10 protein-coding genes are annotated in these 12,757 nt (G+C 73.1%); 3 read left to right on the forward strand and 7 right to left on the reverse strand.

The genetic code is table 11. The features are described 5' to 3' along the window. The first annotated feature begins 77 nt into the window (after positions 1-77). Positions 78-1,238 carry an aminoglycoside phosphotransferase family protein gene (locus tag ABT127_RS36390; RefSeq protein WP_351459909.1) on the forward strand — a complete coding sequence of 387 codons (1,161 nt, stop codon included), beginning with the start codon at positions 78-80 and terminating at the stop codon, positions 1,236-1,238. Positions 1,239-1,620: 382 nt separating this feature from the next. Then, the gene (locus tag ABT127_RS36395) at positions 1,621-3,549 is read left to right on the forward strand and encodes an N-acetylmuramoyl-L-alanine amidase (protein ID WP_351459912.1); all 1,929 of its coding nucleotides are present in this window, start codon (positions 1,621-1,623) and stop codon (positions 3,547-3,549) included. 72 nt (positions 3,550-3,621) lie between these two features. Here the strand turns inward: ABT127_RS36395 and ABT127_RS36400 are convergent, their stop codons facing one another. Together ABT127_RS36400 and ABT127_RS36405 are read right to left on the reverse strand one after the other, a co-directional pair. Next, a complete protein-coding gene (locus tag ABT127_RS36400) occupies positions 3,622-4,119 on the reverse strand; it encodes a hypothetical protein (RefSeq protein WP_351459915.1) in 498 nt (165 codons plus the stop codon). A 68-nt stretch (positions 4,120-4,187) separates the two neighbouring features. Then, on the reverse strand, positions 4,188-7,088 hold the full coding sequence (locus ABT127_RS36405) for an ATP-binding protein (protein ID WP_351459918.1): 2,901 nt from the start codon (positions 7,086-7,088) through the stop codon (positions 4,188-4,190). 190 nt (positions 7,089-7,278) lie between these two features. Between ABT127_RS36405 and ABT127_RS36410 the strand changes: the two genes are divergently transcribed. Continuing rightward, positions 7,279-8,001 carry a leucine-rich repeat domain-containing protein gene (locus ABT127_RS36410; RefSeq protein ID WP_351459921.1) on the forward strand — a complete coding sequence of 241 codons (723 nt, stop codon included), beginning with the start codon at positions 7,279-7,281 and terminating at the stop codon, positions 7,999-8,001. A 4-nt stretch (positions 8,002-8,005) separates the two neighbouring features. On the opposite strand, the gene ABT127_RS36415 is transcribed toward ABT127_RS36410, so the two are convergent. The 5 genes from ABT127_RS36415 to ABT127_RS36435 all read right to left on the reverse strand — a co-directional run bounded on the left by ABT127_RS36415 (position 8,006) and on the right by ABT127_RS36435 (position 12,587). Then, a complete protein-coding gene (locus ABT127_RS36415) occupies positions 8,006-8,893 on the reverse strand; it encodes a universal stress protein (protein ID WP_351459923.1) in 888 nt (295 codons plus the stop codon). A 152-nt stretch (positions 8,894-9,045) separates the two neighbouring features. Further along, positions 9,046-9,288: a DUF397 domain-containing protein gene (locus ABT127_RS36420; RefSeq protein ID WP_351459926.1), complete on the reverse strand. Its 243-nt coding sequence runs from the start codon at positions 9,286-9,288 to the stop codon at positions 9,046-9,048. Between the two features lie 84 nt (positions 9,289-9,372). Next, on the reverse strand, positions 9,373-10,539 hold the full coding sequence (locus tag ABT127_RS36425; RefSeq protein WP_351459934.1) for a thiolase family protein: 1,167 nt from the start codon (positions 10,537-10,539) through the stop codon (positions 9,373-9,375). Between the two features lie 11 nt (positions 10,540-10,550). Continuing rightward, positions 10,551-11,621, reverse strand: coding sequence for a thiolase family protein (locus tag ABT127_RS36430; protein WP_351459928.1), 1,071 nt, complete (start codon positions 11,619-11,621; stop codon positions 10,551-10,553). Next, the gene (locus ABT127_RS36435; RefSeq protein WP_351459931.1) at positions 11,622-12,587 is read right to left on the reverse strand and encodes a Zn-ribbon domain-containing OB-fold protein; all 966 of its coding nucleotides are present in this window, start codon (positions 12,585-12,587) and stop codon (positions 11,622-11,624) included. Positions 12,588-12,757 lie beyond the last annotated feature (170 nt).

Genomic DNA, 12,757 nt, shown 5'->3' on the forward strand with positions numbered 1-12,757 from the left:
CCCCAGGGTGTTACCGAACTCGGCCGGGCCGGGAGGCGCACGCAACTGATCGGCACACGAAGGGATCTGTATCTCCCATGTACGCAGCATCGTCCTCCGTGTCCGCCCCGCCCCGGCCGCTGCGCTCCGCCCGCCCGGTGGTCGCTGGCGGCCCGTACCTCGACCCCGCGCGACCGGGGTCCACGGCGCTCGGTGGCGTCGGCAGGACCCGGCGTGTCCCGGGGCTCGGCACGCAACCGCTCAGCGGGAGACTCGACTTGTCCGGCCCTCAGGGCGCCCAGCTGCGCACGGCCGTCGCCGCGGTGCACCGGATCTGCCCGGAGTTCCATCCGGTACAGGTACTGCGCCGCAGCCCGCGGTCCGTGCTCCTCGTCGGTACGACAGGGCGCAGCACCGCCGTCGCGAAATGTTTACTGGACCACTCCCCCGTGTGGGCGGAGCGGGTCCGGCACGAGATAGCCGCCTATCGCTCGTTCGTCCGGCACCGGCCCCCCGTGCGGGTGCCGCGCCTGATCGCGGCGGACCCGGACAACGGGACGCTGGTGATCGAGCGGATGCCCGGCCGGGTGGCAGCCCTGCAGCGGCACCCGGCCGAGGCACCGCCCCGGGCGGACATCAGGGCGGCGCTCGGCGCCGTCTGCCGCCTCAACCAGTGGCGGCCCCCGGCGGGCACCTTCGGCGCGCCGCTGGACTACGCGGAGCGGATCAACCGGTTCCACGATCTGGGTCTGCTGACCGACCGTGACATGGGCGATCTGCAGAAGCTGCTGCACGGCATCGCGCACGCCTCGGGCCGTGGCTCCATGGGCCAGTTCTGCCACGGCGACGCCCTGCTGTCGAACATCCTCCTCTCCCCCGCGGGCCCGGTGCTCGTGGACTGGGAGCACGCGGGCTGGTACCTGCCGGGGTACGACCTGGCGACGCTGTGGGCGGTCCTCGGCGACGCGCCGGTGGCCCGCCGGCAGATCAGCCAGCTCGCGCAGTCCGGCGGCCCGGCCTCCCGCGACGCGTTCCTGGTCAATCTGATGCTGGTCCTGACCCGCGAGATCCGTACCTACGAGACGGTCGTGCAGCGTTCGATGCACGACCAGGCCCCGGCGGCACCGGCACAGCCCGGTCAGCCCCAGCCGCCCGGTGCCGTACCGACCGGCGAGGAGCAGCGGCTGTTGCTGCGCCGTCTGCACGACGACTGCAACATGGCCCGCAAGGCGGTGCGTGCGGCCGTCGGCACTCGCTGACCGAGACGAAGATCCGTGGTACGCCGGGGTGGAGGATGGCGTACCGCGGATCTTCCCCGTGTCCGGGCCACGGCCCACGCCCAACTCCCCCGGATCCGCTCTCCGTTGCCGCACATTGGTCCACACCACTGACGCGCCGCAGGCGGCCGCACCACCGCGCCGGAAACCCGGGCGTACGCGTGCTGACATGGGAAATCCCGCGAATCTCCGTTGCCGGTCCGATCATTGACGGATCGTCGGTGAGCCGATACCACTGACGACGATCGGCCCCGCACGCACCGCGCACCAACCCGAGATTCGCCGGCCCCTGGAGGCACCGTTGCAACGAACCCCGCGTTCCCTCACTGGCAGAGGTCCCGGCGGCAGCACGCGCGCACGGGCGGTGGGCACCCTCGCGACCGGCGCCCTGCTCCTGCCCCTCCTCGGCGCGGCCCCGCCCCAGGACACGGCGGCACCGTCGGCCGCGCTGCAGCACGCGTTCGCGTCCGCCGCGGCCGAGTACAAGGTGCCGCAGAGCGTGCTCCTCGGCGTGTCGTACCTGCAGTCGCGGTGGGACGGGCACGCCGGCGCGCCCAGCGTCAGCGGCGGCTACGGTCCGATGCACCTGACGGACGCGCGCACCGCCCTCGCGAACACGGTGGCGTACGACCACGCGGAGGGCGACGCGCGCGGCGACGACTCGCGTGCCGCGCTGAAGGCCGCCGGGACGTCCCGTTCGGTCCCCACCGAGTCGCAGCTCCCGGCGCGGCTCAAGACGCTGGTACGCGCCGCCGGTCTGACCGGCATCGCGGCCGACGACCTGCGCACCGACCCGGCGGCGAACGTGCGCGGTGGCGCGGCCCTGCTCGCCGACGCGCAGAAGGAGCTCGGCAAGCCGTTGAGCTCCGACCCCGCGGACTGGTACGGCGCGATCGCGTCGTTCTCCGGCGCGGACGACGCGTCGACCGCGGCGACGTACGCCAATGATGTGTTCGCGGTGATCCGCGACGGAGAGCAGCGCACCACGGACGCCGGGCAGCGGGTGACCCTGGCGGCCGACCGCGCCGCGCAGCCGCAGGCCGCGCAGCTCAGGGCCATGGGCCTGAAGAAGACGGACACGTCCGGCACCGAGTGCCCGAGGACCGTGTCGTGCGAGTGGATCCCGGCACCGTACGAGGAGTTCGGCGACGGCGACTACGGCAACCACGATCTGGCGGACCGGCCCCACGACCAGAGCATCGACTACATCGTCATCCACGACACCGAGGCGACGTGGGAGCAGACGCTCAAGCTGGTCCAGGACCCGACGTATCTGGCGTGGCACTACTCGCTGCGCTCGACGGACGGCCACATCGTCCAGTCGATCAAGGCGAAGGACGTCGGCTGGCACGCGGGCAACTGGTACGTGAACGCGAAGTCGATCGGTCTGGAGCACGAGGGTTTCCTCGCGCAGCCGGACTCCTGGTACACGGAGGAGATGTACCGCTCGTCGGCGCGGCTCGTGTCGTACCTGGCGAAGAAGTACGACATCCCGCTGGACCGGCAGCACATCCTCGGCCATGACACGGTGCCGGGGCCGACGACGTCCACCATCCCGTCGATGCACACGGACCCGGGCCCGTACTGGGACTGGGCGCACTACTTCCAGCTGATGGGGAAGCCGTTCCACCCGACGGCGGGCGCGCGCGGCGGTGTGGTCACGATCGACCCGCAGTTCGCGCGGAATCAGCCGGAGTTCACGGGCTGCGAGAAGGCGGGCGTGGCGTGCGCGCCGCACGGTTCGAGCGCGGTGCGGCTGTACACGGCGCCGAGTGAGGACGCCCCGCTGGTCAAGGACATCGGGCTGCGTCCGGGCGGCCAGGACTCCACGATCGATGTGAACGACATGGCGTCGCGGGCCTCGACGGGCCAGCAGTATGCGGTCGCGGGGCGCGAGGGCGACTGGACGGCGATCTGGTACCTGGGCCAGAAGGCCTGGTTCAAGAACCCGAAGAAGCAGCCGACGGCCCTGAACGCCAAGGGACTTGTCGTCGAGCCGAAGGACGGCGCGGCGTCGGTCCCGGTGTACGGGCGGGCCTACCCGGAGAAGGAGGCCTATCCGGCGGGGATGACCCCGCAGGCGGTCTCTCCGCTGTCGTACACGCTCCTCGCGGGCCAGCGCTATGTGATCGGCGGGAGGACCACGGGCGAGTACTTCTACTCCCCCACCTTCGACACCACCTCCCACAAGGTGGTCAAGGGCAAGGACGTGTACTACGAGATCCAGTTCGGACACCGCGTCGCGTATGTGCGGGCGGCGGACGTGCGGGTGGTGCCGTCCACGGTGAAGTGACGGCCGTGCACGGCTGACAAGTGGGGCCCGGGTCCGCGTGCGCGGTCCCGGGCCCTTGTCGTGTGCGGGTGCTCAGCCCTGCTGGAACAGCTCGGCGGGCAGCGGCTTCAGCAGCGCGTACAGGTCGTCGGTGATGGGGCGGTCCCAGGACGCGATGGTCACCAGGACATTGTCGCTGCGGTCGAACTGGACGCAGGAGATCCGCGTCTCGGAGAGCTTGAGGCGGCGCACGATGAGGAGGTTGTCACCCTGCATCACGGGGACGTCCTCGACGTCCGTGACCGTGACCTCCTCGTCGTTCTCCAGCGCGATGAGCAGCTGCGCGACCTCGAAGGGGATCTCGCCCTCGGCGACCTCGCGGGCCGGGGAGCCCTCGGGCAGGTTGCCGATCACCATCGCCGGGCCGCGGCCTCCGAAGAGGTCGTAGCGCAGGAACACGCCCTGGCAGGTGCCGTCGGGGGCGGGCAGCAGGCCCGCGCCGAGGTTGCCCGGCCAGTCGCCCGGGTCCATGGCCAGGACGTCGAAGTCGGGGCCCGCGGGGGTCGCTGCTCGGCGGCGGAGGAAGGACATGCGGCCATGGTACGTCGCCCCGGCGCCTTCTCCCGCTTCGGGGCTCTCGCACCGGGACCTGCTCGACGCTAGGTGCCGAGCGCCGCGGCCAGTCCTGCCTGATCCGTGCCGACCTTCCGGTACACCGCGGACAACAGGCGCACCACGTCCGTCTCCGCCAGGTGCAGCTCGGCCGCCGTCTCCGCCGGGTACAGACCGCGGACCGCACAGGCCGCGGCGGCCCGCTCGCCGGCGGTGAGGGCGTCGGTGGCAGCTCCGCGCAGCGGGCGGGGCCGCAGGCCCGCGGCGGCGAGTTCGTCCCGCGCGCGCTCCACCAGGCCGTCGGCACCGCAGTCGGCCGCCGTCTCCAGACCCCGGTACAGGTGGTCCGCGGCGTCCCCGGCATGGCCGCCGCGACGGGCCTCGGCGCCGAGGGCGACGAGCGAGCAGGCCAGTTCGTAGCCGGCCGGTGAGCGCTCCAGCTGGGCGACGGACTCCTCCAGGAGTTTGGCGCGTGCGGAGCGCGGCGAGACGTCGGCGGCGGCCCGCAGCGCCTGCCCGATCGCGGACGGGGCACCGAAGTGGCGGGCCCGCTCGACGGCGTCGTGGGCGAGGGCGAGCGCCCGCTCGGGGGCCTCGTGCGCCTCGGCGCGGGCGAGGTGGAGCTGCCAGGGGCACCAGCCGGGGTTGCGCATGCCGCGCGGGTCGAGGCGCCGTCCGGCCGCGCTCAGCTCCGCCGCCGCCTCCTTCGTGCGGCCGAGCGCGAGCAGCAGCTCGCCGTAGACGGTCTGCGCGTCGGGGAAGACGACCGCTGCGGGGAACGGTGGCCCGAAGCCGTGGGTGCGCGCGGCCTCCTCGGCCTCCGCGACCCGGCCGCGCGCGAGCAGGACCTCGATGAGGGTGCCGCTGGCGTACCAGTGGGCGGGGGTGCCGGGTCCGACGCGCCGGGCCAGCCGGAGCCCGGCGCGGACGAAGTCCTCGGCCTCGGCGAGCCTGCCCCGCCGGTGGCGGACGTACGCGAGCAGGGTGTACGCGAAGGAGAGGTGGGCGCCGTGCCAGCCCGCGCGTTCGAAGTCGGCGATGCCGTCGATGAACAGCTCCTCGGTGCGGCCGGGCCGGTCGGCGTACATGAACGCCATGGCGACCAGGACGGGCACCTCGAAGCCCCGGTCCTCGTCGGCGGCCCAGCGCAGGCCGCCCTCCAGGGCACGCTCGGCATGCCGCAGGACGACGTCGGTGGGTTCGCCGCGCAGAGTGGCGTCCCAGGTGCGCAGGCCGATGATGTAGCGCTCGGTGAGGTCGCGGCCGCCGAGCCGGTCGGCGAGCCTGGCCAGGCGCCTGGAGCGGGACGGTGAGTCGGGTTCGTCCGCGCGGAAGGCGTCCCACATGAACTGTTCGGCCTGCATCCGCAGGCGGACGCGGGCGTCGCCGGTGGTGCGGATCTCGCGGGCCAGGAGTTCGGAGGCCTCGGCGAGCCGGTCGCTGTGGGCGAGGACCTGCGAGAGGCGGTAGACGATGCCGTGGCGCAGCGCGGGGTCGGTGACCGTCTCCTCCAGGGCGGCGCGCAGGTGGTTGACGGTCGTGGCGGGCTCGGTGAGCAGGGAGGCGCTGCCGAGTTCGTAGAGGACGGCGGCGCGGTCCTCGAAGGGCGGGGGTTCGCGCAGGGCGCGCGCGAGATAGCGGCGAGCGGCGTCGGGGGCTCCGGCGCGGACGGTCTCGCGGGCGGCGGCGCGCAGCTGCTGCACCACCCAGCCGTCGCCGTCGGGGTGGGTCTCCAGGAGGTGGCGGGCGGCGGTGGACGGGCCGAGCCCGGCGTTGAGGACGGTCCAGGCGGCCTGCCCGTGCAGGGCGACGCGGACGGCGCCGGGGATGGCGCGGTAGACGGCGGTGGCGATGAGCGGGTGGACGAACTCGAGGGTGCCCTCGGCGGTCACCTCACCGGTGAGGATGCGGGCGGCGCGCAGCCGGTCGGCGGCGTCGGCCGCCTCCTCCGCGCCGAGCCCGGCGACGCTCGCGGCCAGCTCGGGGGAGATCTCGGTGCCGAGGACCGCGCAGGCCCAGGCGAACCGGACGGTGGAGGTGCCGAGGCGTTCGAGGCGGGCGATGAGACCGCTGCCCTTGACGGCGGCGGCGAGATCGCGCAACAGGTGGGCGCCGCTCACGGTCGGGGCGAGCCCGCGGTCGTGCACCTTGGCGGTCAGCTCGACGGCCTCGAAGGGGTTGCCGGCGGTGACGGCCCAGCACTCGCGGCAGAACGCGTCGTCGGCGTGGGCGCCGAGGGATTCGCGTACCAGGTCGGCGACGGCTGTCGCGCTGAGCGGCTCGAGGCCGAGCGGTCGCCGGCCGCTGCGGCCCGGCAGGCCGCGCAGTGCCTCGCCGTGTTCGGGCAGCTCCTCGGGGCGGTAGGCGACGACCATCAGCAGGGGCAGTTCCTCCGCACGCGGAGCGAAGGCGGCGAGCCAGCCGAGGGATTCCGGGTCGGTCCAGTGGGCGTCGTCGAGGACGAGGACCATGGGCGCGCGCCGCACGGCGAGGTGGGTGAGGACCCAGTCGAGGCCGTCGCGCAGGCCCTGCGGGTCGGGCGGCGCGCCGTCGGAGTCCGCGCACAGGCCCAGCGCGGGGCCCACGATGGCGTACCAGCTGCCGAGCCGGGCGCGCAGTTCGGCCTCGGGCAGTGCGGCGAGCTGGGGCTGGATCAGCTGGCGTGCGACGTGGAAGGCGACGCCCTGTTCCTGGTCGCCGCCGCGGGCGTACAGGACGGTGCAGCCCCGGGCGGCGGCGCGCCTGCGCACCTCGGCGAGCAGGGTCGTCTTGCCGAGTCCGGCGGGCGCGCCGACGGCGAGCAGCGCGCCGTGCGGCCGCTCGGGCGGATCGCCGCCCTGGGGTATCCCGGTCAGCTCGGCGAGCGCCTCGTCGACCGCGGCGAGTTCGCTCTCGCGCTCGAACAAGGTCTCTCGTCCTGTCCCACCCCGGCCAGCACGCAGCACCATGTCGCACCCCCTCCCGCGGTGGTGGTCCGGCGCGGGGAGCCGGTGCGCGCCGCGGGTTCCAGGCACCTCAGCGTACGCCGACGCGGTCCGGCGGGGGCCGTTTCGCGAGACCCGCGGCGGACATCGCGACGGCCCCCTTCGGGGCCCTTGAATAGGATGCGCGATCAGCGGCGCGGGAGGGGAGGAGCACATGGACGACCTGCGGCTCGATTATTGGCGTGCGGGTCTGGACGAGGTGCCCGAAGAGGTGTGGACGCACCCGGGGCCCGAGGTCCTGCTGCTGTGCGACAACCGGCTCACGTCGCTTCCGGCCCGGATCGGCTCACTGACCGCGCTGCACACCCTGGACCTCGGCCACAACCGGCTCGCCGCGGTTCCCCCGGAGATCGGCTCCCTCACGGGTCTGACCCGGTATCTGTACCTGCACGACAACCGGCTGACGGCCCTGCCCGACCGGCTCGGCGCGCTGACCCGGCTCGCGTACCTCAACGTCGGGGAAAACCGGCTGGCCGCGCTGCCGGAGACGCTCGGCGCGATGACGGGTCTGGTGGAGCTGCGGGCGCAGGACAACCGGCTCACGCGGCTGCCCGACGGTCTGGGCCGGCTCACCGCGCTGCGCGAACTGTGGCTGCGCGGCAATCTCCTGACCGGCCTGCCGGATTCGGTACGGGATCTGCGCGAGCTGCGCGCACTGGAGCTGCGGGACAACGCGCTGGAGACGGTGCCGGAGTCGCTGCGCGGTCTGCCCCGGCTGCGCCGACTGGATCTGCGCGGCAATCGTCTGTCGGAGCTGCCGCGGTGGGTGGCCGGGCTGCCGGCCCTGGAGAAACTCGACCTCCGATGGAATGACCTGCGCATTCCGCCCGGCCTGCTCGACGAGCTGGCCGGGCGGGGCTGCGTGACCCTGCTGTAGAGCCCTACTCCTGGGGCGCGGGCGGGACCACGGCGACCGGGCTCTTCGCGTGCAGCAGCACGGCGTGCGTCACCGAGCCGAGCATCGGCGCGGGCCGGGTGAAGCGCCGCCGGTGCCGGCCGACGACGACGAGGGCGGCGTCCTCGGAGTTGTCGACGAGCTGCCCCGCCGCATCGCCCGGAGCGACCAGAATCTCAACCTCGACCTTAGGGTGAGAGTCGAGCAGCGGTGCGACGGCCTGCCGGGCCAGCGCGAGGGTCTCCTTCTCGACGGTCTCCTGCTCCTGGCCGGTCAGTGCGAAGTCGCCGTACGCGGTCCAGGCGAGCACGGGCCACGCGTACGCGGCGACGACCCGCACCGGCGCGCCCGTCCGCGCGGCGTGGTCGAGCGCGAAGGCCAGCGTCGTCTCGTCGGGGTCGTCCGGCTGCAGGCCGACGACCACGCGCTCCGCCGTCGCCTCCTGGGCGCGCACCACCACGACGGGGCAGGCGGCGTCACGGGCGACGGCCACTCCGTTCGAGCCGAGCAGCAGGCTGGCGAACCCGCCGCGCCCGCGCGAGCCGAGCACCAGGAGCTGCGCCTCGCCGCCCAGTTCGGGCAGGACGCCGGCGGGCACGCCCTCCAGACAGACGTACTCCACCGACGGCAGCCCCGAACGCCCTTCGAGTTCCTCGCACACCTCTGCGATGACGGGGTCGTCGGCCGGTTCCTCCGGCCCGGCCGTCAGGACGGCGGGCTGCAGGAGGGGCGCGTACTGGCGGACGTGCACGACGCGCAGGACGGCGCCGCGCCGGGTCGTCTCGGCGAGCGCCCACTCCAGGGCCGCGCGGCTGTCGTCGGACCCGTCGACCGCGACGACGACGGGAAGGTGCTGCGACTCGGGCGTGCTCATGGATCAATGCCTCCGACACCGGGCACGCTGGCCGTGCCCTCGCTGACCGGCTGTTCCTGTGTTCTCGTGGCCAGGGTCGCGCACACAAGTGCCACAGGACAGGGCCGAAAGTCACGTGTCGGAGGCGGAGCGGGATCTCTCCCGCCCGGGGTCTACGTCAGATCGAACTCGCCCTCGCGGGCCCCGAGCACGAACGCGCCCCACTCGGCGGGAGTGAAGATCAGCGACGGGCTCTGCGGGCTGCCGCTGTTGCGCATCGCGATGAAGCCCTCGATGAAGGCGATCTGGACATCGCCCAGTCCCCTGCTGCTGGAGCGCCAGTCCGCCTTGCTCAGATCCAGGTCCGGCTTGTCCCATCCCGCGAGCGGGTGCTGGTCGATGGTGCTCTCGGCCACGTCCGTGCTCCTCCCGGTTCGTCGTCCGTGCGTCAGCCTAGCGATCGGCCGGTGCCGCGCACAGGCCACGAAAGGGGCCGAAGGTCAGTGGGTGGGCGGCTCGGCGCCGACCAGCCACATGGAGAAGAACTGCGAGCCGCCCCCGTAGGCGTGGCCGAGCACCTTGCGCGCCCCGTCCACCTGGTGTTCTCCCGCCTGCCCGCGGACCTGGAGGGCGGCCTCGGCGAACCGGATCATTCCGGAGGCGCCGATGGGATTCGTGGACAGGACTCCGCCCGACATGTTGACGGGGAGGTCCCCGTCGAGTTCCGTGACGCCGGATTCGGTGAGCTTCCAGCCTTCGCCCTCGGCGGCGAATCCCAGGTTCTCCAGCCACATCGGCTCGTACCAGGAGAACGGCACGTACATCTCGACGGCGTCGATCTCCCGGCGCGGGTCGGCGATCCCCGCCTGCCGGTACACGTCGGCGGCGCAGTCCTTTCCGGCCTGCGGCGACACGAAGTCCTTGCCCGCGAAAAGCGTCGGCTCGCTGCGCATGGCTCCGCCGAGCATCCACGCGGGGGGCTTCGGCGACCGGGCGGCGCCCGCCCGGTCGGTGAGGATCATCGCGCAGGCGCCGTCGGACGACGGGCACGTCTCGGAGTAGCGGACCGGGTCCCACAGCATGGGCGAGGCCTGGACCTTCTCCAGGGTGATGTCGTGCTCGTGGAGGTGGGCGTACGGGTTCTTCAGGGCGTTGCGGCGGTCCTTGTAGGCGACGAGCGAGCCGACGTGGTCGGGTGCGCCGGTGCGCCGCATGTAGGCGCGCACGTGGGGCGCGAAGAATCCGCCGGCTCCGGCGAGCAGTGGCTGCTGGAAGGGGACGGGCAGCGACAGTCCCCACATCGCGTTGGATTCCGACTGTTTTTCGAAGGCGAGGGTGAGGACGGTGCCGTGGACGCGGCCCGCGACGAGGTTGGAGGCCACGAGGGCGGTGGAGCCGCCGACCGAGCCGGCGGTATGCACGCGCAGCATGGGTTTGCCGACGGCGCCGAGCGCGTCGGCGAGGTACAGCTCCGGCATCATGACGCCCTCGAAGAAGTCGGGCGCCTTGCCGATGACGACGGCGTCGATGTCGGCCCAGGTCAACTCGGCGTCGGCGAGGGCACTCCGGGCGGCTTCGCGGACGAGTCCGGCGATGGACACGTCGCGCCGGGCGGCGACGTGCTTGGTCTGGCCGATGCCGACGACCGCCACCGGTTCCTTGGCCACAGCTTGGGACATCACTGGTCCTCCCCTTCGAGTACGGCGACCAGGTTCTGCTGGAGGCAGGGCCCGGAGGTGGCGTGGCCGAGCGCGCGGCGGGACTCGCCGCGGTGGATGCGGGCGGCGGCCTCGCCGATCCGGATGAGGCCGGCGGCCATCATCGGGTTGGCGGCGAGGGCCCCGCCGGACGGGTTGACGGTTACGCCGTCCTGAGGGCCGCCGAGCCGCAGGGCCTTCCTGAGGACGACCTCCTGCGAGGTAAAGGGGGCGTGCAGCTCGGCCGTGTCGACGGGACGTTCGAAGGCCCCCGCACGCTCGGCCGCGAGCCGGGTGGAGGGCGAGTCGGTCAGGTCGCGCACCCCGAGGCTGTGCGCCTCGATGCGGTGGTCGATGCCCCGGATCCAGGCGGGCCGCTCGCACAGCTCGCGGGCCCGGTCCCCGGCGGCGAGGATCACGGCGGCGGCCCCGTCGCCGATCGGCGGGCAGTCTCCGGTGCGCAGCGGACGGACGACGTAGTCGCCGTGGGCGACCTCCGGGCCGCGCAGTTGGGCGTGCGGGTTGTCCGTGGCGGCCGTGCGGCTGCGGGCGGCGACCCCGGCGAGGGCGCCCTCCTCGGTCTCCCCCGCGTCGATGAGGGACTGGGCCTGGAGCGCGGCGAGGGCGACGGCGTCGGGCCACAGCGGGGCGACGTAGTACGGGTCGAGCTGACGGGTGAGCACGTCGCGGACGCTGCCGGGGGACGACTTGCCGTACGAGTAGACGAGCGCGGTGTCGGCCTCTCCGGTCAGCAGCTTCGTCCACGCCTCGTACAGCGCCCAGGCGCCGTCCATCTCCACGTGCGACTCGGAGATCGGCGGCCAGGCGCCGACGCCGTCGAGCGCCATGGTGAAGGAGAAGGCGCGGCCCGCGAGGTAGTCGGAGGAGCCGGAGCAGGTGAACCCGATGTCGGCGGTCTTCAGGCCGGTGGCCGCGAGCACCTTGTGCAGGACGGGCATCAGCATCTCCACCTCCGACATCTCGTCGGTGGTGCGCAGATGGTCGCTCTGGGCGAAGGCGACGACGGCGATGTCCCGGATCGGCGGCCGCATCTAGATCAGCTCCTTGTACGTGTCGTAGTCGGCGTCGGGTTCACCGGTCGGCCGGTAGTGATCCGGGTAGCGGCCGCCCTCGCTCCAGACGGGCTCGACGCGCAGGCCCATGCGGACCTGGTCGTAGGGGATGCCGGCGATGCGGCCGTGCAGGGCGAGGTCGGCGCCGTCGAGCGCGATGTGCGCGTAGACGTAGGGCAGTTCGATGTCGAGGTTCTTGGCCTTGACGTTGACGATGCAGTACGTGGTGACGGTGCCGGCCGGGCCGACCTCGACCTGGTCGGTGGTGGCGACGCCGCAGGTGGGGCAGGCGCCCCGCGGCGGGACGTACACCTTGTGGCAGGAGGGGCAGCGTTCACCGACGGTGCGGTTGTCCGCGAGGGCGTTGATGTAACGGCTCTGGGCGCCGCCCGGGCTGTAGGTGTAGTCGAGCCGGGCCTCGGCCACGATGCCGGTGACCGGGTCCCCGTCGAACGTGCCGGTGTGCGGGGCGGGCGGGTTCTGTTCGCTCTGCCCGTCGTACGGTTCGAAGCACGCGATGTCGGTGATGGCGCCCGTGCGTTCTCCGGCCCAGCGGACGCGGACCCGCATGCCGGTGTGCACGGTGTCCGGGCCCGGCGCGTCGAGGGCGTGCAACAGGGCGGTGTCGGCGCCGTCGAGCTTGACCAGGATCCAGGCGAAGGGGGTGTCGAGGGGCTGGCCGCGGCGGGGTTCGGGGTTCCAGGCCCAGGTGGTGACGGTGCCGGTGTCCGCGACCTCCACCAGGTCACGCAGCTCGTCGGCGGTGACGGGGTCGTACTCGACGGGCGGGACGAGGGTTCTGCCGTCGGTGGTGGTGACGCCGAGTACGGTGCGGTGGCGCAGGCCGGTGAGGAAGGCGCTCTGGACGGGGCCCAGGGAGCGGGTGAAAGGAAACTCCACGACCAAGGGTGCGCGGAGTACCTCCGGTTGGGGCGCGGCTGTCATCGGGGCTCCTCTTCGGTGCGGGTCGTCTTTTTCGGGTGGGGGCTGTTTCGTCGCCGGGTGCGGGTCTCGTCGTGGTCGCTCGCGCAGTTCCCCGCGCCCCTGAAGCGAGCTCCGCTCGCTCAGGGGAGGCTGCGCGCAGCGCAGCCTTAAGGGGCGCGGGGAACTGCGCG

It is taken from the genome of Streptomyces sp. NPDC001904, assembly GCF_040297005.1.
GTDB lineage: Bacteria > Actinomycetota > Actinomycetes > Streptomycetales > Streptomycetaceae > Streptomyces.

Coding starts and splice junctions, on each gene's coding strand:
- ABT127_RS36435 (WP_351459931.1), bottom strand. CDS start 12,587: ATGACAGCCGCGCCCCAACCGGAGGTACTCCGCGCACCCTTGGTCGTG.
- ABT127_RS36430 (WP_351459928.1), bottom strand. CDS start 11,621: ATGCGGCCGCCGATCCGGGACATCGCCGTCGTCGCCTTCGCCCAGAGC.
- ABT127_RS36415 (WP_351459923.1), bottom strand. CDS start 8,893: ATGAGCACGCCCGAGTCGCAGCACCTTCCCGTCGTCGTCGCGGTCGAC.
- ABT127_RS36405 (WP_351459918.1), bottom strand. CDS start 7,088: ATGGTGCTGCGTGCTGGCCGGGGTGGGACAGGACGAGAGACCTTGTTC.
- ABT127_RS36390 (WP_351459909.1), top strand. CDS start 78: ATGTACGCAGCATCGTCCTCCGTGTCCGCCCCGCCCCGGCCGCTGCGC.
- ABT127_RS36410 (WP_351459921.1), top strand. CDS start 7,279: ATGGACGACCTGCGGCTCGATTATTGGCGTGCGGGTCTGGACGAGGTG.
- ABT127_RS36400 (WP_351459915.1), bottom strand. CDS start 4,119: ATGTCCTTCCTCCGCCGCCGAGCAGCGACCCCCGCGGGCCCCGACTTC.